The organism is Salinispora goodfellowii (assembly GCF_059570675.1).
In genome coordinates, this window is the sequence record NZ_JCANTD010000003.1 from 156,045 (window position 1) to 179,454 (window position 23,410).

Annotated in this window: 23 protein-coding genes and 3 pseudogenes; 14 read left to right on the plus strand and 12 right to left on the minus strand. The window is 70.4% G+C overall.

The features are described 5' to 3' along the window. Positions 1 to 76 precede the first annotated feature (76 nt). Positions 77 to 349 (plus strand): LuxR C-terminal-related transcriptional regulator, encoded by a 273-nt coding sequence (locus T398_RS05495; RefSeq protein ID WP_027644402.1) that lies wholly within the window; start codon positions 77 to 79, stop codon positions 347 to 349. 57 nt (positions 350 to 406) lie between these two features. Here the strand turns inward: T398_RS05495 and T398_RS05500 are convergent, their stop codons facing one another. Genes T398_RS05500 through T398_RS05515 form a run of 4 tightly spaced genes read right to left on the minus strand, consistent with a single transcriptional unit; the run spans position 407 to position 3,858 of the window. After that, entirely contained in the window at positions 407 to 1,117 is a 711-nt protein-coding gene (locus T398_RS05500) for an ABC transporter permease (protein WP_496445196.1), read from the minus strand. A 2-nt stretch (positions 1,118 to 1,119) separates the two neighbouring features. Continuing rightward, complete coding sequence (locus T398_RS05505) at positions 1,120 to 2,076, minus strand: ABC transporter ATP-binding protein (protein ID WP_496445198.1); 957 nt, start codon at positions 2,074 to 2,076, stop codon at positions 1,120 to 1,122. Next, positions 2,073 to 2,951, minus strand: coding sequence for an ABC transporter permease (locus T398_RS05510; RefSeq protein ID WP_496445200.1), 879 nt, complete (start codon positions 2,949 to 2,951; stop codon positions 2,073 to 2,075). Before T398_RS05510 ends, T398_RS05505 begins: the two co-directional genes overlap by 4 nt. Then, positions 2,944 to 3,858, minus strand: a complete 915-nt coding sequence (locus T398_RS05515) for an ABC transporter ATP-binding protein (RefSeq protein ID WP_496445202.1) — start codon at positions 3,856 to 3,858, stop codon at positions 2,944 to 2,946. Before T398_RS05515 ends, T398_RS05510 begins: the two co-directional genes overlap by 8 nt. Positions 3,859 to 3,984: 126 nt before the next feature. On the opposite strand from T398_RS05515, the gene T398_RS05520 reads away from it, so the two are divergent. Both T398_RS05520 and cysC read left to right on the plus strand, forming a co-directional pair. After that, on the plus strand, positions 3,985 to 4,566 hold the full coding sequence (locus T398_RS05520) for a DM13 domain-containing protein (RefSeq protein WP_496445204.1): 582 nt from the start codon (positions 3,985 to 3,987) through the stop codon (positions 4,564 to 4,566). Between the two features lie 89 nt (positions 4,567 to 4,655). Continuing rightward, positions 4,656 to 6,182: an adenylyl-sulfate kinase gene (cysC, locus tag T398_RS05525; protein WP_496445206.1), complete on the plus strand. Its 1,527-nt coding sequence runs from the start codon at positions 4,656 to 4,658 to the stop codon at positions 6,180 to 6,182. 281 nt (positions 6,183 to 6,463) lie between these two features. On the opposite strand, the gene T398_RS05530 is transcribed toward cysC, so the two are convergent. From T398_RS05530 to T398_RS05540, 3 genes are all read right to left on the minus strand, one after another. Beyond that, complete coding sequence (locus T398_RS05530) at positions 6,464 to 7,678, minus strand: NADP-dependent isocitrate dehydrogenase (protein ID WP_496445208.1); 1,215 nt, start codon at positions 7,676 to 7,678, stop codon at positions 6,464 to 6,466. A gap of 157 nt (positions 7,679 to 7,835) precedes the next feature. Continuing rightward, positions 7,836 to 8,786 (minus strand): malate dehydrogenase, encoded by a 951-nt coding sequence (locus tag T398_RS05535; protein WP_496445210.1) that lies wholly within the window; start codon positions 8,784 to 8,786, stop codon positions 7,836 to 7,838. A 122-nt stretch (positions 8,787 to 8,908) separates the two neighbouring features. Beyond that, on the minus strand, positions 8,909 to 9,769 hold the full coding sequence (locus T398_RS05540) for a bifunctional methylenetetrahydrofolate dehydrogenase/methenyltetrahydrofolate cyclohydrolase (protein ID WP_496445212.1): 861 nt from the start codon (positions 9,767 to 9,769) through the stop codon (positions 8,909 to 8,911). A 432-nt stretch (positions 9,770 to 10,201) separates the two neighbouring features. On the opposite strand from T398_RS05540, the gene T398_RS05545 reads away from it, so the two are divergent. From T398_RS05545 to T398_RS05590, 10 genes and pseudogenes are all read left to right on the plus strand, one after another. After that, positions 10,202 to 11,803 carry a peptide ABC transporter substrate-binding protein gene (locus T398_RS05545; RefSeq protein WP_496445214.1) on the plus strand — a complete coding sequence of 534 codons (1,602 nt, stop codon included), beginning with the start codon at positions 10,202 to 10,204 and terminating at the stop codon, positions 11,801 to 11,803. A gap of 89 nt (positions 11,804 to 11,892) precedes the next feature. After that, the gene (locus T398_RS05550; RefSeq protein WP_496445216.1) at positions 11,893 to 12,831 is read left to right on the plus strand and encodes an ABC transporter permease; all 939 of its coding nucleotides are present in this window, start codon (positions 11,893 to 11,895) and stop codon (positions 12,829 to 12,831) included. Further along, positions 12,824 to 13,792, plus strand: coding sequence for an ABC transporter permease (locus T398_RS05555; RefSeq protein WP_496445218.1), 969 nt, complete (start codon positions 12,824 to 12,826; stop codon positions 13,790 to 13,792). Before T398_RS05550 ends, T398_RS05555 begins: the two co-directional genes overlap by 8 nt. Before the next feature lie 5 nt (positions 13,793 to 13,797). Further along, positions 13,798 to 14,883, plus strand: a complete 1,086-nt coding sequence (locus T398_RS05560) for an ABC transporter ATP-binding protein (protein ID WP_496445220.1) — start codon at positions 13,798 to 13,800, stop codon at positions 14,881 to 14,883. After that, positions 14,867 to 15,907 carry an ABC transporter ATP-binding protein gene (locus T398_RS05565; RefSeq protein WP_496445222.1) on the plus strand — a complete coding sequence of 347 codons (1,041 nt, stop codon included), beginning with the start codon at positions 14,867 to 14,869 and terminating at the stop codon, positions 15,905 to 15,907. Before T398_RS05560 ends, T398_RS05565 begins: the two co-directional genes overlap by 17 nt. A 164-nt stretch (positions 15,908 to 16,071) precedes the next feature. Next, positions 16,072 to 17,226 carry a helix-turn-helix domain-containing protein gene (locus T398_RS05570; protein ID WP_496445224.1) on the plus strand — a complete coding sequence of 385 codons (1,155 nt, stop codon included), beginning with the start codon at positions 16,072 to 16,074 and terminating at the stop codon, positions 17,224 to 17,226. A 184-nt stretch (positions 17,227 to 17,410) separates the two neighbouring features. Continuing rightward, positions 17,411 to 17,656, plus strand: a complete 246-nt coding sequence (locus T398_RS05575) for a hypothetical protein (protein WP_496445226.1) — start codon at positions 17,411 to 17,413, stop codon at positions 17,654 to 17,656. Beyond that, positions 17,653 to 17,841 (plus strand): hypothetical protein, encoded by a 189-nt coding sequence (locus tag T398_RS05580; protein ID WP_496445228.1) that lies wholly within the window; start codon positions 17,653 to 17,655, stop codon positions 17,839 to 17,841. Before T398_RS05575 ends, T398_RS05580 begins: the two co-directional genes overlap by 4 nt. Continuing rightward, positions 17,838 to 18,095, plus strand: a complete 258-nt coding sequence (locus T398_RS05585; protein WP_496445230.1) for a hypothetical protein — start codon at positions 17,838 to 17,840, stop codon at positions 18,093 to 18,095. Before T398_RS05580 ends, T398_RS05585 begins: the two co-directional genes overlap by 4 nt. 34 nt (positions 18,096 to 18,129) lie before the next feature. After that, a pseudogene (locus tag T398_RS05590) lies at positions 18,130 to 18,382 on the plus strand (SDR family NAD(P)-dependent oxidoreductase); the annotation flags it as partial. Positions 18,383 to 18,395: 13 nt separating this feature from the next. Here T398_RS05590 and purH (T398_RS05595) read toward each other — a convergent pair. The 4 genes and pseudogenes from purH (T398_RS05595) to purN all read right to left on the minus strand — a co-directional run. Continuing rightward, positions 18,396 to 18,662 (minus strand): annotated as a pseudogene (gene purH, locus T398_RS05595) (bifunctional phosphoribosylaminoimidazolecarboxamide formyltransferase/IMP cyclohydrolase); the annotation flags it as partial. A gap of 122 nt (positions 18,663 to 18,784) precedes the next feature. Then, positions 18,785 to 18,859 (minus strand): annotated as a pseudogene (locus tag T398_RS05600) (transcriptional regulator); the annotation flags it as partial. Between the two features lie 79 nt (positions 18,860 to 18,938). Beyond that, positions 18,939 to 20,510, minus strand: a complete 1,572-nt coding sequence (gene purH, locus T398_RS05605; RefSeq protein WP_496445232.1) for a bifunctional phosphoribosylaminoimidazolecarboxamide formyltransferase/IMP cyclohydrolase — start codon at positions 20,508 to 20,510, stop codon at positions 18,939 to 18,941. Further along, a complete protein-coding gene (purN, locus tag T398_RS05610) occupies positions 20,507 to 21,127 on the minus strand; it encodes a phosphoribosylglycinamide formyltransferase (RefSeq protein ID WP_496445234.1) in 621 nt (206 codons plus the stop codon). Before purN ends, purH (T398_RS05605) begins: the two co-directional genes overlap by 4 nt. Positions 21,128 to 21,338: 211 nt before the next feature. On the opposite strand from purN, the gene T398_RS05615 reads away from it, so the two are divergent. Continuing rightward, positions 21,339 to 21,983 (plus strand): DUF4190 domain-containing protein, encoded by a 645-nt coding sequence (locus tag T398_RS05615; protein WP_496445236.1) that lies wholly within the window; start codon positions 21,339 to 21,341, stop codon positions 21,981 to 21,983. Positions 21,984 to 21,996: 13 nt separating this feature from the next. Here the strand turns inward: T398_RS05615 and T398_RS05620 are convergent, their stop codons facing one another. Then, positions 21,997 to 23,265 carry a cell division protein PerM gene (locus tag T398_RS05620; RefSeq protein WP_496445238.1) on the minus strand — a complete coding sequence of 423 codons (1,269 nt, stop codon included), beginning with the start codon at positions 23,263 to 23,265 and terminating at the stop codon, positions 21,997 to 21,999. Positions 23,266 to 23,410: the final 145 nt, after the last annotated feature.

The window sequence follows — 23,410 nt, forward strand, 5'->3', positions numbered from 1 at the left end:
GGCCTCGATGATGGTTCGACCCCTTGGGCTGCCTCTGGGCAACCAAGGGCCGCGCCACGGGGGAAGGGCCGGAACCATGTCGAAGACAGATGTCAGCCCAACGTTGCTTCAGATCGCCATCCTGAGGTCTAAGGCCTCCGGTAAGGATGACGCCGCCGCCGCGCGGGAGCTCCACATCAGCGAACGCACGCTACGCCGGCACCTCGACCAGCTGACCCGGACGCTCGGAGTCGCGGGGCGGCTGGCCCTCGGCATCGAGGTCGGCCAACGCGGCTGGCTCAGCGGCGAGCGAATCGGCGCGCAGCACCACATCGCCTGCGGCTGCCAGCCTTTGGACGATTCACCCTGACCCCGCACTGTCCGGAGTAAACCCGCCGGCGATCCACTGGTAGGCCGTTGACCTGCCTCAGCTGGTTTCGCCGGCCACGCTGAACGACCGGAGTCGATCGACTGCCAGGGCGGTGAAACCAACCGCGATGAGCGTGCTCATCACCGCCGCGACCGGCACCGAGACATCGGTGGCAAGCAGCTCGGTCGGGGCGAACCGGTCGGCGAGCGCGATCACGTACTGCTGGATGGAGAGCACCTTCGTGCCGCTGACGAAGTTGCCGAGCAGCCCCTCCCAGATCAGCACGTAAACCAGCCCGAGTAGCACCGGGCGCCGCGTGACCAGGCTGAGCGCGAGGAAGAGCGCGCAGTAGGCCAGCGCACCGATGGAGGCGGCGGCGGCGAGTGCCAGACCGACCCGGACGGAGCTGGCGAGCACACCGGCCACATAGAGCGGCACGGCGACGGTGACCGCGGTGACCCCGGCCGCCACCGCCAGCTTCGGCAGCACGATCTGCCAGCGCGGCAACGGCTTGGTGAGGACGTGCACCACGGTGCCGTCATCGATCTCCGCGCCGAGCACGCCGGTCCCGACGATCAACGCGATCACCGGCAGCACCACGGCCAACCCGAGACCGACCAGCACCGGCGGCCCCCACTCGCCGGGATCCACCCCCAGCGAGCGGGAGAGCACCGCGAGCAGGACCAGCAGCACCGGTAGCGGGAACAGCAGCAGGAAACGACGCCGCCCCAAGAGCCCCCGGGCGGTGATCCAGGAAACAGTCGACATGGTCAGGCCTCCACCAGGTAGGAGAACACGCTCTCCAGGGACTCGTCCTCGGGCACCAGCTGCCGCACCCGGATCCCCCGGGCCGGGGCGACCTTGGGCAGCACCCGGGTGAACGCGCCGTAGTCGCTCACCCGGACGGTCAGCCCGGCCTGGCCCAGCTCCACGCCGGTCACCGACGGTTCCGCCATCAGCGCCACCGCGAGCGCCCGATCGTCGGTGGACCGGACCGCGAAGACGTGGGGTCGGTTGGTCATCAGCCGGCGGATCGTCCGGAAGTCGCCGGAGGCGGCGAGCCGGCCGGCGACCATCACCTGCACCGTGCCGGAGAGCTGCTCGACCTCCTCCAGGATGTGCGAGCTGAACAGGATGGTGCGCCCGGCGCCGCCGAGGCGGTGCAGCAGGTCCATCATGTGCAGCCGCTGTCGCGGGTCCATCCCGTTGAACGGCTCGTCGAGCAGCAGCACCTGCGGGTCGTGGACCAGCGCCGCCGCCACCCGCGCCCGCTGTCGCATGCCCTTGGAGTACGTGCCGATCCGGCGGGACTGCGCCCCCTCCAGCTCGACCAGGGCGATCGCCCGGCGAGCGGCCTCCGCCGGGTCCGGCAGCCGGTGCAGCCGTGCGCTGGCCAGCACGAACTCGTACGCGGTGAGGAAGGTGTGCACGGCCTCCCGTTCGCTGACCAGGCCCAGTCGCCGGTAGACCTCGGGGTTACGCCAGGTGGGCGCCCCGTCCAGGGTCACCGCGCCACGGGACGGCGCGAGAAAGCCGGCCATCATGTGCAGCAGCGTCGTCTTGCCGGCACCGTTGGGGCCGAGCAGGCCGGTGACCCCCGGCCCCAGGCTCATGCTGACGTCGTTGACGGCGACCACGTTGCCGTACCAGCGGGAGACCCCCGCCAGATCCAGTCGGCTGCCCGTGGCGGCCGACGTCGACCTCGGCTCCACACTGGTCACGCTCATCGGGTGGCCACCTTCCGGTAGCGGGCCAACAGGAGGACGACACAGCCGGCCACGAGCAGCACGGCCGCGAGGGCGTAGAGCGGGCCGAACCCACCGATGGGCAGCCCACCCCCGTCCTCGAAGAGCAGGTCACCGAGCGCCCAGGTGCCCACGCCGTTGACCATGGTCATGGGGGAGGCGAGGAAGGCCAGCTCGTTAACTGTCTGCGCGGGCAGGATGGCGAGGATGCCGACGACCGGTGTGGTCATCAGGAAGACCGCGACGATCCCGCCGGCGGCGAACGCCCGCTTGCCGGTGAGCGCGGCGACCAACAGGCCGATCGCGCCGAAGACCGCTGCCCAGAGGCCGGCGTAGAGCAGACCCGGCAGCAGGTCGAGCAGCTCGTTCCAGACCCCCCGCGGCCCCTCCCCCAGGGTGAAGGCGGCGCCGAGGAACATCACCAGCTGCGGGCCGCCGAGCAGCAACCAGAGCGCGGTGACCAGGGCGAGGAGCTTGGCCAACGGATAGTCCGACCGGGCCAGCGGCCGGGAGAAGTACAGCGGCAGCACTCCGCTGCGCAGGTCGCGACTGACCAGTTCGGGGGCGGCGACCGCGGCGAAGAAGATGATCAGCCAGCTCATCGTGTCGGCGAACTGCGCATACGTGATCACCACCTGACCGATCTGGCTCCGGACGGCGGCGACCACGGCGGCGACCACGATCACGATGCCCACCACCAGCCAGGGAAAGATCTTCGCCTTGGCGCTGCGGCCGAAGCCGAAGATCGTGCGCAGCCCGTGCAGGTAGAGCGCGGCGAACACCGGACCACGGCCGAGGCGGGGGCCCGAGTAGCGCTGGTAGCCGATGTCGTGAATGACTCCGGTCGACTCAGACATGGCTGGGCTCCCTCGTGGCGAACAACTCGGCCACCCGGTGGCGACGCTGGTCCAACCGATGCAGCGGCAGGTCCAGCTCGGCGACCGCGCCGAGGATCTGATCATAGGTGTCGTCATCGGCCAGCTCGACGAGGAGCAGGCGACCGTCCCGGCGGACCGGCAGCCGCAGTGCGGCCAGGCGGGCGGCCAGCTCCTCGGTGCCCTCGCTGACCTCCACCGCGAGCACGTCGATAGCCGAGGTCATGGCGTCGATCCGGTCGGCCCGCAGCAGCCGGCCGCCGTCGATGGCGACCAGTGTGTCGCAGATCCGCTCGACCTCGCCGAGCAGGTGCGAGCAGACCAGCACCGAGATCCCGAACTCGGTGCCGATCCGGTGGATCAGGGCGAGCATCGCGTCCCGCCCGGCCGGATCGAGCCCGTTGGTGGGCTCGTCGAGCAGCAGCAGGTCCGGATCGTGCACCAGGGCCTGCGCGAGCTTCACCCGCTGCTTCATGCCGGTCGAGTAGCCGCCGACCGGGCGGTAGCGCTCCTCGTAGAGCCCGACGTGTCGCAGCGCCTCGCTGGCCCGCTCCCGGGCCACCGTCCGCGGCAGGCCGCTGACCCGGCCGAGGTGGGTGACCAGCTCGGCGGCGGTGAGGTCGGGTGGCAGGGCCTCGTGCTCGGGCATGTAGCCGACCCGCGCCCGGACCTGGTCGGGCTGGGTGGTCGGATCCAGCCCGAGGACCCGAACCTGCCCGTTGGTCGGCGGGAGCAGGCCGAGCAGAATCTTGATCAGGGTGGACTTGCCGGCGCCGTTCGCGCCGACAAGACCGACGATGCCGGGCTCGACCACGACGGTCAGATCAGCCAGCGCGGTGACCCCACCCCGGTAGGTTTTGGTCAGCGACTCGGTCGCAATGAGTGCCACGCTCCCAGCCTAGGCAGGTGCCGCCCGCTGCCGACACCCGACGCGCCCCTGATCATTCCCGTAGGGGGCGACAGTCGTAAGGCTCCGGTAATTTCACCCACCGGCCCCGGCCGGCAGACTGGACGGATGGCTTCAAGACTGTTGCGCGCCCCGCTCACCTGGGTCGCGGTCACCGTTCTCGCCGCCGGCACCGCCTTCGGTCTCTACTGGTTCCAGCCGTGGAAACTGGTCACCGACACCGAGGTGAACGAGGAACTGTCGGTCGTGGCCACCGATGCGCCGTCATCATCTCCGGCCGACTCCGCGCCCGGCGAAGGCCCCACTCCGGATGGGGGCTCCGTCTCGGACGCCGGCCCGGTAGTCGTGCGCAGCGGCGAGTTCATCACCCACAAACACGACACCAGCGGCACCGCCCGGATCATCCGCACCGCCGGCGGCAAGCTGCGGCTGGAACTGGTCGGCCTGGCCACCTCCAACGGCCCTGACCTGCGGGTCTGGTTGACCGACCAGCCGGTCCGGAACGGCGAGGCCGGATGGCAGGTGTTCGACGACGGCCACTGGGTCGAGTTGGACCGGCTCAAGGGCAACCGCGGCGACCAGGCGTACGACATCCCGGCCGAGGTGGACCTGGACAAGCTGACCAGCGTGTCAATCTGGTGCAAACGGTTCGCGGTGTCGTTCGGCGCGGCTCCCTTGGCCACTGCCTGAACCCGGCCGCACCCCGTCTCCTGGAGTGGCACTCGACCGATCCCCCGGTCGGCTGAGAAACTAGTGCCGAACAGTGATTTGGGGGGTTCATGAGTAACGGTTGGGTGCCGCCCGACGAGGTGCTGCGGGACGCGCCCGCGTACTCGCCCCGCCCGGGTGAACTGGCCGACCTGGAGCTACTCCTCACCGGGGCGTACACCCCGCTGACCGGCTTCATGACCCGCGCCGACCTGGTCTCGGTGAGCCGGCGGGGCCGGCTCGCCGACGGTGTTCCCTGGTCGGTGCCGGTAACGCTCCAGGTGCCCACGGCCCTCGTCGAGCGGCTCGACGCCCGCGATCCGGCCCACCGTACGTTGGTGCTGACCGACGGCGAGCGGGCCCCGATGGCCGCGCTGGAGGTCGCCGACACCTGGCCGGTCCGCGACGGGGTGACGGGCGTCGGCGGTCCGGTTCGCCGGCTTGGTGACGGCGGGCACGGCCCGTTCCAGCGGCTGCGTCGCACCCCGGAGGAGATTCGCTCACTGCTACCACCCGGCCGGGTGCTCGGGGTGGTCGCCGACCGGCCGCTACACCGGCCGCAGCTCGCCCAGATCGCCCACGCGACCCGTACCCTCGGCGCCCACCTGCTGGTGTTGATCCCGATCGGTGCGGACGGCGGCGAGCTGCCGCCGGAGGCCCTGGTCCGCAGCGTCTTCGCCGCCCGGGACCGGATGCCGCCGGCGACGCTGGTCGCCGTTCCGCTGCCCCGCCGCCGCGAGGAGATCGCCGACGCGCTGCTCCGGGCGCGGGTCTCGGCGGCGTACGGGGTGACCCATCTGCTCTCCACCGGCGAGACGCTCTCCGGGGCCGGGCTGCGGGTGCTGGTCCCACGGGAGTTGGCCTACGACAACCGCGACGGGCAGTGGCGGTGGCGGGAGGACATCCCGCCGCGCAACCGGCGGCAGGCGCTGACCCAGGCCGAGATCGACGACCTGCTGGACCGAGGCTTCCCGCTGCCGGAGTGGCACACTCCCCCGGCGGTGGCGAAGGAGTTGGTGCATGCCCGCCCACCCCGCCGCTACCGAGGACTGGTCATCTTCCTGACCGGCCTCTCCGGTTCCGGCAAGTCCACCATCGCCCGTGGGCTCACCGATGCCCTACGGGAGCAGGGCGAACGGACGGTCACCCTGCTCGACGGCGATATCGTGCGCCGGGAGCTGTCGGCGGGGCTCGGCTTCGGCAAGGCCGATCGGGACACGAACATCCGCCGGATCAGCTGGGTGGCTGCCGAGATCGCCCGGCACCGGGGGGTGGCGATCTGCTGCCCGATCGCCCCCTACGAGCAGGCGCGGGCCGCCGCTCGAAGGATGACCCTGGCCACCGGGGCGGGCTTCCTGCTGATCCACGTCTCCACCCCGCTGGAGGTCTGCGAGCAACGGGACCGTAAGGGCCTGTACGCGCGCGCCCGCGCCGGTCTGCTGACCGGGATGACCGGAGTGGACGACCCGTACGAGGAGCCGACCGACGCTGACCTGACGCTCGACACGACCGACCTGTCGGTGGAGGAGGCGGTGCAGGCGGTCCTGCACCAGCTGGCCGAGACGGGGTGGGTCGAGCCCCGCCACCCGAGCGGATAGTTTTCCCGGGAAAGGGCCCGGGAGCGGGTGCAGAAACCGGGGCGCGGGGGGCCCGGGACAGGGCCCCCCGCTGGGAAGGGACGGCTGGCTGTGCGCGACAGCCGGGAAGCTGACGGGCGGCGCACATCGTCGGCGACCACGGTCAACTTTCCTGGACGCGACTTGCATCTCGTCCATCTGGGTCAACGAGGCGCGCCGGAGAAAGTCGCGCCACCCGCCGGATCGGCCCCGCCCCGCCGGACCACCCGTCGGTAGTCGGCGGCCCCGCCGGTCGGGGTTGATCAGGCGAGCTTGCGGGCCAGGTTCTCGTCCAACGCGTTCATGAACTCGTCGGTGGTCAGCCACGGGGCGTCCCGCGAGATGAGCAGCGCGAGGTCCTTGGTCATCTGACCGCCCTCGACGGTCTCGATGATGACCTTCTCCAGCGTGTTGGCGAACTCGGCAACCGCCGGGGTGCCGTCCAGCTTGCCCCGGTGGGCCAGGCCCCGGGTCCAGGCGTAGATCGAGGCGATCGGGTTGGTCGAGGTCTTCTCGCCCTTCTGGTACTGCCGGTAGTGCCGGGTGACGGTGCCGTGCGCGGCCTCGGCCTCGACGGTACGGCCGTCCGGGGTCATCAGCACGGACGTCATCAGGCCGAGCGAGCCGAAGCCCTGCGCCACGGTGTCGGACTGCACGTCACCGTCGTAGTTCTTGCAGGCCCAGACGAAGCCGCCCTCCCACTTGAGCGCCGCGGCGACCATGTCGTCGATCAGCCGGTGCTCGTAGCTGATGCCGGCCGCCTCGAATTCGGCCTTGAACTCGGCCTCGTAGACCTCGGCGAAGATGTCCTTGAACCGGCCGTCGTACGCCTTGAGGATGGTGTTCTTGGTCGACAGGTAGACCGGGTAGCCACGGTCGAGGCCGTACCGCATGGAGGCGCGGGCGAAGTCCCGGATCGACTCGTCGAAGTTGTACATGCCCATGGCGACGCCGCCGCCGGGGAAGTTGGCGATCTCCATCTCGACCGGCTGGGTGCCGTCGGTCGGGGTGTAGGTGATGGTGACCTTGCCGGGCCCGGGGACGACGAAGTCGCTGGCCTTGTACTGGTCGCCGTGGGCGTGCCGACCGATGATGATCGGCTTCGTCCAGCCCGGCACCAGCCGCGGCACGTTGGACATGATGATCGGCTCGCGGAAGACGACGCCGCCGAGGATGTTGCGGATGGTGCCATTCGGCGACCGCCACATCTTCTTCAGGCCGAACTCCTCGACCCGTGCCTCGTCCGGAGTGATCGTGGCGCACTTGACGCCGACGCCGTACTCCTTGATCGCGTTGGCGGCGTCAACGGTGGCCTGGTCGTCGGTCTCGTCCCGGTGCTGGATCGAGAGGTCGTAGTACCGCAGGTCGACGTCGAGGTAGGGCAGAATCAACTGCTCCCGGATCTGCTTCCAGATGATCCGGGTCATCTCGTCGCCGTCGAGCTCTACGACCGGGTTGTTTACCTTGATCTTCGCCATCGGCCGGCGCTCCTCTCGGGGGACACATGCTCAAGCAGTACGAGCGTACTGCAAACAATCTCGGTCTCCCCAGCCGGCCTCATTTCAGGGCCCGAACCCCTGGTGAGGGCGACGGCAGGCCCGCGGCCGGGTGGCCGCGGGACCGCCGTCGGGATGCTCACATGCTGGCGACGTCGCCCTGCTTGGCGCGAACCGCCTCGGCGGCCTCCTTCAGCGCGGCCAGCTCCTCGGCGTCCAGGTCGGTCTCGACGACCCGCCGGACTCCCTGCGCACCGAGCTCCGCCTCCACCCCGAGGTAGACGCCGGAGATGCCGTACTCCCCGTCCACCCAGGCGCAGACCGGCATGACCTCGCCGGAATCCTCGGCGACGGCCTTCGCCATCCGGGCGGCGGCGGCCGACGGGGCATAGTAGGCCGAGCCGGTCTTCAGCAGCGCCACCACCTCGGCGCCACCGTTGCGGGTCTTGACCACCAGCTCCTCGATCTGCTCCGCGGGCATCGCCTCGCGCAGCGGCTTGCCGGCCACGCTGCTCTTCGACGGCACCGGGACCATGGTGTCCCCGTGCGAGCCCAGCGTCAGCGTCCGCACCGACGCCACCGGTACGCCGAGCGCCTCGGCCACGAAGTTGGTGAACCGCGCGGTGTCCAGCATGCCCGCCTGGCCGAGCACCCGGTTGTGCGGGAACTGGGTGGCGAGCTGGGCCAGCGCGGTCATCTCGTCGAGCGGGTTGGAGACCACGATCACGACGGCGTTCGGCGCGTACTTGGCGACGTTCTCGGCGACCTGCCGGACGATCTTGGCGTTGGTCTCCAACAGGTCCATCCGGCTCATGCCCGGCTTACGCGGCAGGCCGGCGGTGACAACGACCACGTCCGAGCCCTCGATGGCCTCGTAGCCCTCGCCGTTGGGGCCGGTGGTCACGCCAACCAGCTTGGTCTCGAAGCCCTCGACGGCCCGCGACTGGTTGAGGTCCAGGGCGAGACCCGCCGGCTTCCCCTCCACGATGTCGGTGATCACGACGGTGTCGAAGACGTCGTACTCGGCCAGACGCTGCGCGGTGGTGGAGCCGTAGAAGCCGGCCCCGACGACAGTGACCTTCTTACCCATTGACGTCCCACTCCCTGATACCAGTCGGTTTTTCCGGACCGTATCAGCCATCCTGGCACCGATCCGGTCAGGGGCGGACGGTTACCTCCCCGATGCGTGCGCTTCGGTGCCGCTGCGGAGCTTCAGCCGCGTTCGGCCCGCTCCACAACGTTGGTCAGCAGCATCGCGCGGGTCATCGGCCCCACTCCGCCGGGCATCGGGACCAGGGCCCCGGCCACCTCGGTGACGCCGGGATCCACGTCGCCGGTGTAGCGGCCCTTACCGTCGGGGCCGATCACCCGGGTGATCCCGACATCCACCACCACCGCACCCGGCGTGATCATGTCCGCGGTGAGGAGCCCCGGCACCCCGGCCGCGACGATCACGATGTCCGCGGCCCGGGTGTGCGCGGTGAGGTCGAGGGTGCCGGTGTGGCAGAGGGTGACGGTCGCGTTCTCGCTGCGCCGGGTGAGCAGCAGCCCGAGCGGGCGGCCGACCGTGTTACCCCGACCGACCACGACCACCCGGGCACCTCGCAGCGCCACGTCGTGCCGGCGGAGCAGCTCGACGATCCCGCGTGGGGTGCAGGGCAGCGGCCCCGGGTAGCCGAGCACCAGCCGGCCCAGGTTGACCGGGTGCAGACCGTCGGCGTCCTTGTCCGGGTCGATCAGCTCCAGCACCCGCTGGGTGTCGAGGTGGCCGGGGAGCGGCAACTGCACGATGTAGCCGTGACAGGCCGGGTCGGCGTTCAGATCCGCCAGCACGGCGTCCACCTGCTCCTGCGTGGCGTCGGCCGGGAGCTCCCGACGAAGCGAGGCGACGCCGACCTCGGCGCAGTCCCGGTGCTTGCCGTTGACGTACGCCTGGGAGCCGGGATCGCCGCCGACCAGGACGGTGCCGAGACCGGGAGTGACACCTCGTTCCGCCAGAGCCTTCACGCGCACCCGCAGCTCGTCCTTGATTCGGGCTGCGGTCGCCTTGCCATCCAGAAGCGTCGCCGTCACCTCCAGATCGTCTCACGCCGACCACCGTGCGGAGCTGACGACCCGGGCAGCCGACGGCCGGCGCTGTGGTGACCGGGGACACCCGAGGCCGCCCGTCCCGTGCAATAAGTCACTCTGAGTAGCCCAGAATGACCCAAACCCGGACGACCAACTGCGGGCGGGGGCACGCCGGACGGGTCGGCGACGGCGGGTTCGGCGTCGCCGTTGCGGGTCGACACCCCCGCCCGATCCACCGATTGGGTGGGCTAAAAGTGCAGTTCAGCCACGGATCCCTAGCATGGAGGGGCGCCTGAGACAAGGCCAAACCCCACCCTCCGTTACGGCTTCGCAACCCTTCCGTTGTCGATCGCTGACCGGCGGCCTACCGTTGCCGGTCGTTGCGCAGCGTTACCCAACGTCGGGCCCTGTGCAGCGTGAGGATGAGGAGGCTTCATGCGCGTTCGTAGACTCGCCGCCTGGACGGCCCTCCCGCTCGCGGTGACCCTGGGCCTGACGGCCTGCGGCTCCGGCAGCGGTGGTTCCGGCGGGACCGACCCCAACGCGGCCGTGCGGATCGAGATCGCCGAGCCGCAGCACCTGGTTCCGACCAACACCAACGAGACCAGTGGCTCGCAGGTGCTCGCTGCCCTGTTCAGCCCGCTGGTCGACTACGACGACGCCCACCAGGCGTACGAGGTGGCAGCCGAGTCGGTGACGTCCGAGGACAACATCACCTGGACGATCGCACTCAAGGACGGCTACACCTTCCACAACGGCGAGCCGGTCACCGCCGACAACTACATCGACGCCTGGAACTACGGCGCCTACGCCCCGAACGGCCAGGGCTCGAGCTACTTCTTCGAGAAGATCGCCGGTTACGACGACCTGCAGGGCGAGGACCCGGCGGCGCAGACGCTGTCCGGCCTGGAGAAGGTTGACGACCTGACGTTCACCGTCACCCTGTCCGCGCCGTACTCCGGTTTCCGGACCATGCTCGGGTACAACGCTTTCTACCCGTTGCCGAAGGCCGCATTCTCGGAGCCGGGCGTGCTCGACGAAGGCTACGAGCAGGCGCCGATCGGGCAGGGCCCGTTCCAGATGAAGGGCACCTGGCAGCACGACGCCCGGGTCGAGGTCGAGCGCTACGACGCCTTCCCCGGCGAGCAGCCAAAGGTGGCGGGCGTCGAGTTCCGGATCTACCAGCAGCCCGCCGCCGCGTACGCGGATGTCCTCTCGGACAACCTCGACGTGATCAAGGTGATCCCGACCGAGAACCTGTCGACCGCCCCCACGGACCTGGGGGAGCGGTTCCAGACCAGCCCCGGGTCGTCCTTCCAGTTCCTCTCCTTCCCGACCTACCAGGAAGAGTTCAGCGACCCGGACGTGCGTAAGGCCATCTCGATGGCGATCGACCGGGAGGAGATCACGAAGGCGGTCTTCAAGGACTCGCAGACGCCGGCCCGCTCGTTCGTCTCGCCGGTTGTCGCGGGCTACCGCGACAACACCATCGGCGACGCCGGCACCTTCGACCCGGCCAAGGCCAAGGCGCTCTACGAGAGCGCGGGCGGCCCGAGCCAGATCGAGATCTCGTACAACGGCGACGGTGGCCACAAGGACTGGGTCGACGCCACCTGCAACCAGCTCCGGGCGAACCTGGGTGTGGAGTGCGTCGGCAGCGCCGAGCCGAAGTTCTCCGACCTGCTGACGAAGGTCAAGGCGGAGCAGCCGGTCGGCCTGTTCCGGATGGGTTGGGTCATGGACTACCCGTCCATGGAGAACTACCTGGGCCCGCTGTACAGCAGCAACGGCTCGTCGAACTTCTACGGCTACAGCAACCCCGAGTTCGACAAGCTGGTCGCAGAGGGTTCGGCGGCGGCCTCCGAGGAGGAGGCGATCGCGAAGTACCAGCAGGCCGAAGACCTGCTGGCCGAGGAGATGCCGGTGATCCCGCTGCGCTACGGCCAGAACGTCTTCGGGCACTCGAGCAACGTCACGAACGTGGAGTTGGACCTCTTCAACCGGGTCGACCTGCTGAAGATCGAGGCAGTCCAGTAGTTCCGTAACGAGCGGCGTGGTCGGGTCACCGGGTAGCTGGTGACCCGACCACGCCTCCCCTTCGCCCTTTTTCAGAGAGACTGCCTAGTATGGTCCGCTTTATTCTGCGACGACTGCTCCAGATGGTCCTCGCCTTCTTCGGGACCACGCTGATCGTCTACGCGCTGATGTTCGCCGGTCAGGGTGACCCCATCCAGGCACTCGCCGGCGAACGCCCGGTCACCGACGCCCAACGCGCATACCTGACGGACAAGTTCCACCTGGACCGGACCGGTATCGACGGCTTCTTCTACCGCTACTTCGACTACATCCGGAACCTGCTCCAGGGCGACCTCGGCGAATCCCTCACCGGGCGACAGATCAGCGACATCCTCGCCGCCGCCTGGCCGGTGACGATCAAGCTGGCCCTGATCGCGATGACGGTCACCGTACTCGTCGGAGTCACCGCCGGTGTGCTCGCCGGAATTCGCCGGGCCAGCATCTTCGACAACTCGACGCTGCTGCTGACCCTGGTCGTACTCGCCGTGCCGACCATCGTGCTGGCACCCATCGCGCAGTACCTCCTCGGCGTGCGGTGGCAGCTCTTCCCGCCCACCGCCGGCGCCGACCCCGACTTCTACGCGCTCCTGCTGCCCGGGATCGTCCTCGGCTCCCTCTCCCTGGCCACCGCGCTGCGGCTGACCCGGACCTCGGTGGCCGAGAACCTGCGCGCCGACTACGTCCGCACCGCCCGGTCGAAGGGCCTGGTCAAGCGCCGGATCGTCGGCATCCACGTGCTGCGCAACTCGCTCATCCCGGTGGTCACCTTCCTCGGCGTCGAGTTGGGCAACCTGATGGGCGGCGCGATCATCACCGAAGGGGTGTTCAACATCCCCGGGGTCGGTTTCAACCTCTTCCGCGCCATCCGCACCGAGGACGGCCCGTTGGTGGTGGGGATCGTCAGCGTGCTGGTCGTGGTCTACCTCGTCGCCAACCTGGTGGTGGACGTGCTCTACGCCGTACTCGACCCGAGGATCCGTTATGAGTGATTTCCAGACGGTGGCCGGGTCGGAGGACCCGAATGCCCGGCGCGGTCCCTCCGGCGAGCCGAACGCCCCGAACCAGGTCGGCGGCACCTCCGTCACCCCCGGCCGACCCCGCAGCCTCGCCGGCGACGCCTGGCGGGACCTACGGCGAAAGCCGATCTTCTGGATCAGCTCCGCCCTGGTCCTGGTGGTCACCGCGATGGCCGCCGTGCCCGCGCTGTTCACCGCCGCCGATCCGGCCGACTGCCTCCTCTCCCGGCAGCACGCCGGCCCCTCCGGCGGAGCGATCTTCGGGTACGACTTCCAGGGCTGCAACACCTACGCCCGGGCGGTCTACGGCGCCCGCGCCTCACTCCTGGTCGGCGCCCTCTCGGCGCTGCTCACCGGGCTGATCGCGCTCACCATCGGCATGCTCGCCGGATACTTCGGCCGGTGGGTCGACGCCGTCCTCTCCCGGGTGATCGACATCGTGCTCGGTATCCCGCTGCTGCTCGCCGCGATCGTGCTGCTCAAGCGAGTCGCCAGCGACAGCGCGACGATCCGGATCGCGGCCGTCATCTTCGTCCTGGCGGTGCTCGGCTGGACGACGACGGCCCGGGTGGTCCGCTCTTCGGTGATCACCGCGAAGGAGCAGGACTACGTCTCCGCCGCCCGGATGCTCGGCGCGAGCAACAGCCGGATCATGTGGCGACACATCCTGCCCAACACGCTCGCCCCCGCCATCGTGGTGCTGACCATCGCGCTCGGATCGTTCATCGCGGCCGAGGCGACGCTCTCCTTCCTCGGCATCGGGCTCAAGGAACCCACGGTCTCCTGGGGCATCGACATCAACAACGGCCGGGTGCACATGCGGGAGTCGGCCACCCCGCTGATCGTCCCGTCGACCTTCCTCGCGCTGACCGTGCTGGCGTTCATCATGCTCGGCGACGCGATCCGAGACGCCTTCGACCCGAAACTCCGGTGAGCCCCATGCGCGGGAACCGGCCCACCCGTGGCAGCGAGCGAAAGGCAGGCACTGTGTCCCAGTCCGCCGTCCAACCCACGCCTGCCTCCCCCACTCCGGAGGGCGGCCACCTGCTCGAGGTACGGGACCTGCACGTCGAGTTCCGCACCGGAGAGGGTGTGGCGAAGGTGATCAACGGTGTCTCGTACCACCTGGATGCCGGGGAGACCCTTGCCGTGCTCGGCGAGTCCGGCTCCGGCAAGTCGGTCACCGCCCAGGCGATCATGGGCATCCTGGACACCCCGCCCGCGGTGATCCGCTCCGGGCAGATCCGCTACCAGGGCCGCGACCTGCTCACCCAGTCCGAGGAGCAACGCCGGCAGGTACGCGGCACCGAGATCGCCATGATCTTCCAGGACGCCCTCTCCGCGCTGAACCCGACCTTCCCGGTCGGCTGGCAGATCGGCGAGACGCTGCGCCAACGGGCCGGAATGTCCCGCGGCGACGCCCGCCGCCGGGCGATCGAGCTGATGGAGCTGGTCAAGATTCCGGCCGCGGCCAACCGGCTCGGCGACTACCCGCACCAGTTCTCCGGCGGCATGCGGCAACGCGTCATGATCGCCATGGCGTTGGCGCTGAACCCGAAGGTCCTCATCGCCGACGAGCCCACCACCGCGCTGGACGTGACCGTGCAGGCCCAGATCATGGACCTCCTGTCCGACCTGCGCCGAGACCTCCGCATGGCGATGATCCTGATCACCCACGACCTCGGCGTGGTAGCCGGCGTCGCCGACCGGATCGCCGTCATGTACGCCGGGCGGATCGTCGAACACGCCGACGTCCGGTCGTTGTACAAGGCACCCGCCCACCCGTACACCAAGGGGTTGTTGAAATCGATCCCGCGGCTGGACTTCCAGGGCCAGCAGCTGTCGACCATCCGGGGGCTCCCGCCGAACCTGATGCGGATCCCCTCCGGCTGCCCCTTCCACCCCCGATGCCCGTACGTCCAGCAGGTCTGCGTGGACGTCGTACCGCACGACCTGGTCCTCGGCGACGGCCGGACCAGCGCGTGCCACTTCGCGCAGGAGGTCCGCGATGACCGCGCCCGCTAGCCCGCCGAAGAAGGTACGCGGCGAGCCGATCCTGGCCGTCGAAAACCTGGTCAAACACTTCCCGATCACCCGGGGCGTCGTCTTCCAGCGCCAGATCGGCGCGGTCCGCGCCGTGGACGGGGTCAGCTTCGACCTGCGCCGCGGGGAAACCCTCGGCATCGTCGGCGAATCCGGCTGCGGCAAATCCACCCTGGCCCGGCTGCTGATGCGGCTGGAGCTGCCGACCTCCGGAGCGGCGACGCTGGAGGGGCGGGACCTCTTCGCCGCCCGGGGCGGGGAGCTGCGCCGGCTCCGCCGCAACATGCAGATGGTCCTCCAGGACCCATACACCTCGCTGAACCCGCGGATGACCGTCGGCGACATCATCGGGGAACCCTTCGAGATCCACCCGGAGGCGGCGCCCAAGGGCAGCCGACAGCGGCGAGTCCAGGAACTGCTGGACATGGTCGGGCTCAGCCCTGAGCACATCAACCGGTACCCGCACCAGTTCTCCGGCGGCCAGCGGCAGCGCATCGGCATCGCCCGCGCGCTCGCGCTACGCCCCGAGGTGATCGTCTGTGACGAGCCGGTCTCCGCGCTGGACGTCTCGATCCAGGCGCAGGTGATCAACCTGCTCGAACAGCTGCAGGACGAGCTCGGCCTCTCGTACATCTTCATCGCCCACGACCTGTCGGTGGTGCGGCACATCTGCGACCGGGTCGCGGTGATGTACCTGGGCCGGATCGTCGAGCTCGGCACCGAGGAGGAGATCTACCAGCGGGCCACCCACCCGTACACCCAGGCGCTGCTGTCGGCGGTGCCGGTGCCCGACCCGGAACAGCGGGACAACCAGAACATGATCCGCCTGATCGGCGACGTACCGAGCCCGGCGAACCCGCCGAGCGGCTGCCGGTTCCGCACCCGGTGCTGGAAGGCGCAGGACATCTGCGCCACCCAGGACCCGGACACCGTGCCGCGCGCCGCCGACCCGCACCCGTCGGCCTGCCACTTCGCCGAACTCCGCGAACCAGCGTCCCCCTCCTGACGACCACAGCCCAGCTCGCGGCCACCAGGGATCCGGGCAGCGGACTTCGGTTGACGGCCCAGCCGATGAGCGCACACAGTGGGACCAGGACATCGTCCCGCCGCGACGACCCGCTGTTCGAGGGGACTACTATGCCTCGCCGAGCCATACCTGCTGATCCGTCCGTGGGCGACCGCATCCGGGCCCGGCGTGAGCTGCGCGGCTGGAGCATTCGACATGCCGCGAGTCGCGCGGGTATCTCACACACAACATGGTCACGCATCGAGCGCGGGTTGCAGCGCACGGATCGGTATATGGTGGTCGATTTGGCTGCCGCCCTGGAATGTTCGGTCGTTGACCTCACGGGACAGCCATATACTCCGGCCGATCGGCAGCTCGAAGGTGCGCGCATCGAAGCCGAACGGGTGTGGCGGGCGATGATGGCGCATCCGTTCGGCGGACCACCGGTGGTCGGTGCCAGGGCTGCCAATGTGGGGCAGGTAGCTCGGGAAGCAGCGTTGGTGCGGGACCTGTACGGCCGGTGTGACTACGCCGGTGCGCTGCGTCGGCTGGTGGACCTCCTACCGACCTTGCACAAGGTGACCGATCAGCGGGCGGCGTACCAACTGATGCTGCCGGTGTACGGGGTGGCGATGGGTTCACTGCTGAACGTCGGCTATCCGGCCCACGCGTGGCTAGCCGCCGAGCGGTGTGCCGAGGCGGCGGACCTGCTCGACGATCCGGTTGCAGTAGGGGTCGCGGCGGCGAACCGAGCCCGGGTGGCGGCGCACACCGGCGCGTACGGTGCCGCGCGAGCCTACTGCGATCGGGCCGGGTTGGACCTGGAGGGCAGTGATGCGAAGACGGCCTTGGACGTGCTCGGCTTCCTACACCTGGCCCGCGCGCATCACCTCGCTGGGTTGAAGGACCAGATCGCGGCTGAAGATCACCTCGACGAGGCGGCACGGATCGCCGCACACACCGGGGAGACAACCAGCTGGGATCTGGCGTGGGGACCGAGCAACGTCGCGTTGTGGCGAATGGCCTACCAACTCGACACCGGTCGCCCACATGAGGCGCTGCTGACCGCCGGCGGGGTGGCCGTCGCGGAGCTGCCAGCGGTACGTCAGGTGTACTTCTGGCTGGACATGGCGCGAGCAATGTTCGCGGCCGAACGCGAGCGAGACGCGGTACGGATGCTGTCGACGGCCGAACGGGTTGGCCCGCAGCACACCCGGTCGTCAACGGCGGCGCGAGAGATCGCGCGGGGACTGCTACGCCAGGGTCTCGTTTCCACGGATTTGCGGGGCCTATGCGAGCGCATGGGAGTCACCGGCTGATAGTGGTGCGTAAGTGTTCCACCACACAACGTGCTGTTCATAGCGTTCCGATCAGGACACGAAGACAGGAAGCTCACGCTATGTCAACCGTGTCCGCTGGGTGGCGGCGGTAGCAACCCGAGCACAGCGCCTCTGTCTGCGCTGCCGTCGCCGCCCTCCCACCACAACAAGGGAGGCGGAACCTGTGACGATCTGGTCTAAACTGCGCTACCTCGTGCTGTGGCTGCTGCGACGCTCCGGCACTTCCCCGCCACCCGGCCTCGGCGAACGCCACCAGGCGATTGAGCGGGAAGCGGCCCGGCAGCGGCTGCTCGACCAGGCGAGACGGCTACGGGACACACAGTGGCACCGTGAGCCGGCCCAGCCCGCGCCCCCTACCCCGACGACGGTGGAGCAGCGCACCGATGGTGAGACCAGGGGCTACCGGTGAGACCGGCGACCGACCAGCAGGAACAGACGATCCTCGCCGCGCACGTACCCGGACCTGACGGCATGTGCACCGGTTGCCGCGCCTGGTGGTCGCGACTGACGCCGTACCCGTGCCCGCAGATCGACTGGGCGACCAGCCGGCAGGCCCGCAGAATCACCGACCGCTTCCTGCGCGGTACCGGGTGACCGCCCACAGCCCGGTCACCCGGGTTTGGACCTGCGGCGGCTGCGGCCTGCCCTGGCCCTGCCCGACCCGGAAACAAGAACTACAGGCAGCGTACGACCGCGCCCCGGTCTCGCTGACCCTCTACCTCGGCGCGCACCTCGTCCAAGCCACCCAGGACATGCCCTGGACTCCCGCCGGGATCCTCCACCAACGGTTCCTCGGCTGGACCCGCAGCCGCGCATTCCACGCCAGCGGCACGGGGGCGAAAACCTGAGCCCCCAGCACGTCGATGAGGGAGAGCTCCCGCCCTGAACGCCCTCGGGGCACCGCAGGAAAGTGGCCGGAGTCGACCGCTGGGGACAACTGGACATGCTGGTCAACAACGCCGGTCATGCCGTTGGCACACACCGCGGCCGCAGGCATCGCCGCGCTGTTTGACCTAAACGTCGTCGCGCCCGGCCTGCTGACGCACGCGGCCCTACCGCACCTGCGCCGGAGAACGGCATCCGGGTCAACGCCCCGGCTCCCGGCCCAACCGAGAGCCAGGCGTTGGCCGCCGCTGACGTGACCTCGGTCAGTGGAAGAAGTGCCGGGTGCCGGTCAGGTACATGGTCACGCCGGCCGCCTTGGCAGCGTCGATGACCTCCTCGTCCCGGATCGATCCGCCGGGCTGGACGATCGCCCGTACGCCGGCGTCGAAGAGGACCTTCGGCCCGTCGGCGAACGGAAAGAACGCGTCGGAGGCGCATACCGCACCGCGCGCCCGTTCGGCACCGGCCCGCTCCACCGCCAGCCGGGCCGAGTCGACCCGATTGACCTGCCCCATGCCCACGCCGACGGTTGTCCGCCAAGGCGGCGTTGACCTGCGCGGCAGCATGGCGTGGGATCAGATGAGGCACGTCTGATGATACCCCGGGGGTTTCGATCTGCGAGGCACTCGGCTTTCGATCTGCGGGGCCCCAGGCTTTCGATCTGCGGGGCCCCAGGCTTTCGATCTGCGAGGTCCTCAGGTAGGCCATCGACGACGCCGACGTGGCCGTCCTGCGCCTGGCCGACCCGGCCAGCACCTTTGGCTGACCGGGCAGGCCTCACTGTCGACGGCGGGCTCTGACCTCGGTCAGTGGAAGAAGTGCCGGGTGCCGGTCAGGTACATGGTCACGCCGGCCGCCTTGGCAGCGGCGATGACCTCCTCGTCCCGGATCGATCCGCCGGGCTGGACGATCGCCCGTACGCCGGCGTCGAAGAGGACCTTCGGCCCGTCGGCGAACGGGAAGAACGCGTCGGAGGCGCACACCGCACCGCGCGCCCGTTCGGCACCGGCCCGCTCCACCGCCAGCCGGGCCGAGTCGACCCGGTTGACCTGCCCCATGCCCACGCCGACGGTCGCGCCGTCGCGGGCGAGCAGGATCGCGTTGCTCTTCACCGCCCGGACCGCCCGCCAGGCGAAGGCCAGGTCCCGCCGGGTCGCCTCGTCGGCGGCCTCGCCGGTGGCCAGCTGCCAGGTGCCCGGGTCGTCGCCCGCGGCGTCCACCCGGTCCCGCACCTGCACCAGCATCCCACCGGTGACCGGTCGCCACTCCGCCGACGCCGGGGCGTAGGCCGGGGCGCGCAGCAGGCGCACGTTCTTCTTGCCCCGCAGCACCTCGAGGGCGTCGGGTTCGAACTCCGGGGCGACAACCACCTCGGTGAACACCTCCGCCACCTGCCCGGCGAGCTCGACGCCGACCGGCCGGTTCACCGCGATCACGCCGCCGAAGGCGGACACCGGGTCGCAGGCGTGTGCCTTGCGGTGCGCCTCGGCAACGTCTGCGCCCACCGCGATGCCACACGGGTTGGCGTGCTTGATGATCGCCACCGCCGGCTGGTCGGAGAAGTCGTTGGCGGCCCGCCAGGCGGCGTCGGCGTCAACGTAGTTGTTGTACGACATCTCCTTGCCGTGCAGCTGCTCGGCCTGGGCGAGCCCGGCCGGGCTCGACGGGTCGGTGTAGAGGGCGGCCGGCTGGTGCGGGTTCTCCCCGTACCGCAGCACCGCCTCGCGACGCAGCGCCAGCCCGGCGAAGCCCGGCCACGGCGCGTCCTCCTCGACCAACTCCCGCGCGCACCACTCGGCGACGGCCACGTCGTAGTCGGCGATCACCGCGAACGCCCGGGCCGCGAGCGCCCGGCGCTGCGCCAGGGTGAAGCCACCCGCCCGTACCGCCGCCAGCAGTTGGGGGTAGCCCGACGGGTCGGTCACCACGGCGACCGAGGCGTGGTTCTTGGCGGCGGCCCGCACCATCGCCGGCCCACCGATGTCGATCTGCTCGACGCACTCGTCCTGCCCCGCCCCGGAGGCGACGGTCGCCTGGAACGGGTACAGGTTGGACACCAGCAGGTCGATCGCCCCGATGCCGTGCTCGGCGAGCTGCCCCACGTGCGAGGCCTTGCGCAGGTCCGCGAGGAGACCACCATGGATCTTGGGGTGCAGCGTCTTGACCCGGCCGTCGAGGATCTCCGGGAACCCGGTCACCGAGTCCACCGCGGTGACCGGCACGCCGGCACCGGCGATGGCCGACGCGGTGCTTCCGGTCGAGACGATCTCCACGCCGGCGTCGTGCAACGCCTGGGCCAGCTCGGCCAGACCGGCCTTGTCGTAGACGCTGACCAGCGCCCGCCGGATCGGGCGGCGCTCGTCCTGACTGGAACTCACGGGACCGTGACCTTTCTTCCGGTGATCGTCCAACCTGTACGGACCAGGCGGCCCACCTGCTCGACGAGCTGGCGGCGCTCGGCCTCTTTGATGCGCTCGGTGAGCGTCTGCTCGTCGTCGCCGTCCCGGACCGGCACCGCGACCTGGGCGACGATCGGGCCGGTGTCCGTGCCCGCGTCAACGAAGAAGAGGGTGGCCCCGGTGATCTTCACTCCGTAGGCGAGCGCATCGCGGGGCCCGTGAATGCCGGGGAAGGCCGGCAGCAGGGTGTTGTGCGTGTTCAGATAGCGATCGCCGAACGCGGCGAGGAAGTGCGGGCCGACCAGCTTCAGGAAGCCGGCGGAGACGACCAGGTCGGGGGTGTGCTCGGCGACCCGCGCGGTGAGCGCGGCGTCCCAGTCGGAGCGGGTCGGATAGTCCTTCACCCGCTCAACGAAGGTCGGCACCCCCGCCGCCGCGGCCCGGTCCAGCCCGGCGATGCCGTCGCGGTCCGCCCCGACCGCAACCACCCGGGCCCCGTACCCGGGATCGGTGGTCGCGTCGAGCAACGCCTGAAGGTTACTGCCGGAGCCGGAGACGAGAACGACGATACGGGCGGCAGACGCGGGCTCAGGCACCGGACAACCCTATCGGGGTGCCCCGGCCGCCGGTCCGCTGGGCGGCAAGCCGACTCTGCACCCTGGGCTGGACCCGGTACGCTGCCGGTCGCTCCCCCGCGCACCGGTGGCGACAGTTGTCCCGTTGCCGCACCCGTTCGAAGGAGTATCGAGAGATGTAGCCGGATCCCGCCCCAGTCCTCGAACTCCTGCTGATTAACCGGGGAACCACATGCAGCCCGACCCGTCCACGCCACAGCCCGACCCATCCACCCCACCGGCGGACCCGTTCCACCCACCCGTCGACCCGTACACCCCACCCGTCGACCCGTGGGCCCCACCGGCCGACCCGTACGCCCCACCGGCTACCTCGGTTCCGCAGCAGCCGTACCCCCCGCCGCCGGTAGACCCGTACGCCGCGCCCACCACACCGCCGAACCCACCACCGCCGTACCCACCACCGCCGAACCCGTACGCCGCACCCACCGCTGCGCCGTACCCACCACCACCGAACCCGTACGCCGCGCCCGCCGCTCCGCCGAGCCCACCACCGGGCCCGTACGCCCCGCCGTACCCGGGGCCCTACGGTGGGGTGCAGATGTACCCGCACGCGGGCTACCCGCTCCCGGCGGGAAGGCAGAACGCGCTCGGGCTGCTCTCCATGATCCTCGGCATCGTGTCGGTCCCGCTGGCCTGTTGCTATCTCGGCCTGCCGGTGGGCATCGCCGCGGTGGTGACCGGATGGCTCGGCCGGCAGAAGGTCGAGCAGCGGCTCGCAGACAATCGTGGTCAGGCCCTGGCCGGCATGATCTGCGGAGCGATCGGCGCGCTGCTGGGCCTCGGCTGGATTGGCCTGGACATCCTGCACGTCATCTAGTGGCGTCGCGGCGTCAGCGGCGGGACAGGAAACGGGCCGCTACCACGCCACCCAGCGCGCCGGTCCCGGTCACCACGGTCGCCACCACCGCCACCTGCCACGGCACCGGCCCGACCTCCGCCAGCCGGCCCGCACCGAGCGGGCCGGCTGACACCGCCGCCGCGGCCCCCACCAGTACGCCCGTCACCGGGCCGGCGAGCATCACCGGGCGCAGTAGCGGCCCCCACTCTTCCCGGGCGCTGCCGCTGCCGGACCGCAGCACCCGACGGGTCAACGACCAGCCCGCCACCATCCCGACCAGAACCGGCGCCGCGAGCAGGCCCGTACCCAGGCCGTCCACCGGTCCACCGGGGAGGCCCGCCACCAGCGGCAGGGCCGGCAGCGCCCCCACGGTCACCTCGCTGGTCTGCACCGTGGTGTCGGCGCCAACCGCGAACCCGGGGCCGAGTAGGTAGCTGGTTGACCAGATCGCCGCGTTCGGGGCGTACGCCAGGTTGACCAGGGTGATCCCGGCCTGCCCCGCCACCCCGGTGTGGTAGGCCGCGATCAGGTCGGCCGCGTCACCGCCGCCGGTCGCCACCGCCAGCCCCGCCACGCCGGCCCCCGCCGCAAGTAGCAGCAGCGCCGCGACCAGACCGGTCCGGATCCCCTCCCGCAGCGGTAGCGGCGCCCGCGCGGCGAGCAGGTCACCGAGCCCGGTCGTGTGAACCGCCCCGACGAGGGCAGCGACGGTGGCGACCGCGGCGAGGGTCAGGCCGGTCCGTACCGGCGACACCTCCACCGTCCCCCCGGTGACCAGCAGGGCGGCGAGCACTCCGAGGACGGTGTACGCGATCCCGACCGCCCCCGCGGCGACGAACGCACCCTTCGGCGACCTGCTGCCCCGGGCGCCGATGGCCCGGGTGACGTGCACTCCGGCCCGGGTGAGTCGCCAACCGGCGAGCAGGGTCACCGCGAGCGGGGCGAGCCCGAGCGGACCGGCGTTCGTCGTCAGCGGGACACCGTGCCCGAGCAACCAGCCGGCCAGCCCGACCCGGACCGCGTCCGGCAGGTTCGACGCACCCGCACTGAGCTGAAAGAACCAGAGCACAACTGCCACCGGTAGCCAGGAGGTGAGCGCCGCACCGACCGCGGCGACGCCCGCGGCGACGACCAACGGCGGACGGCTCGGCGGCCCACTCGCCCGTGGCGCGGGTACCCGGCGCGCCGGCCCGGGTCGCCCCGGTGGGCGGGCACCCGCCCGGGTGCGGCGGCCGGGCTGATCGGGGGTGACAGAGGACATCAAGTCCACTCTGACATGCCGCGGGCGTGGTGGCGGGTCGATAAACACCCCGGGCGGGTTCGAGTTGCGTGATCCACCGTCTCCTGCCTCCGATCCGGTCTAGCCTCGGCCACAGGACGCCACCGTGGCCGACCGGTGGGTCGAG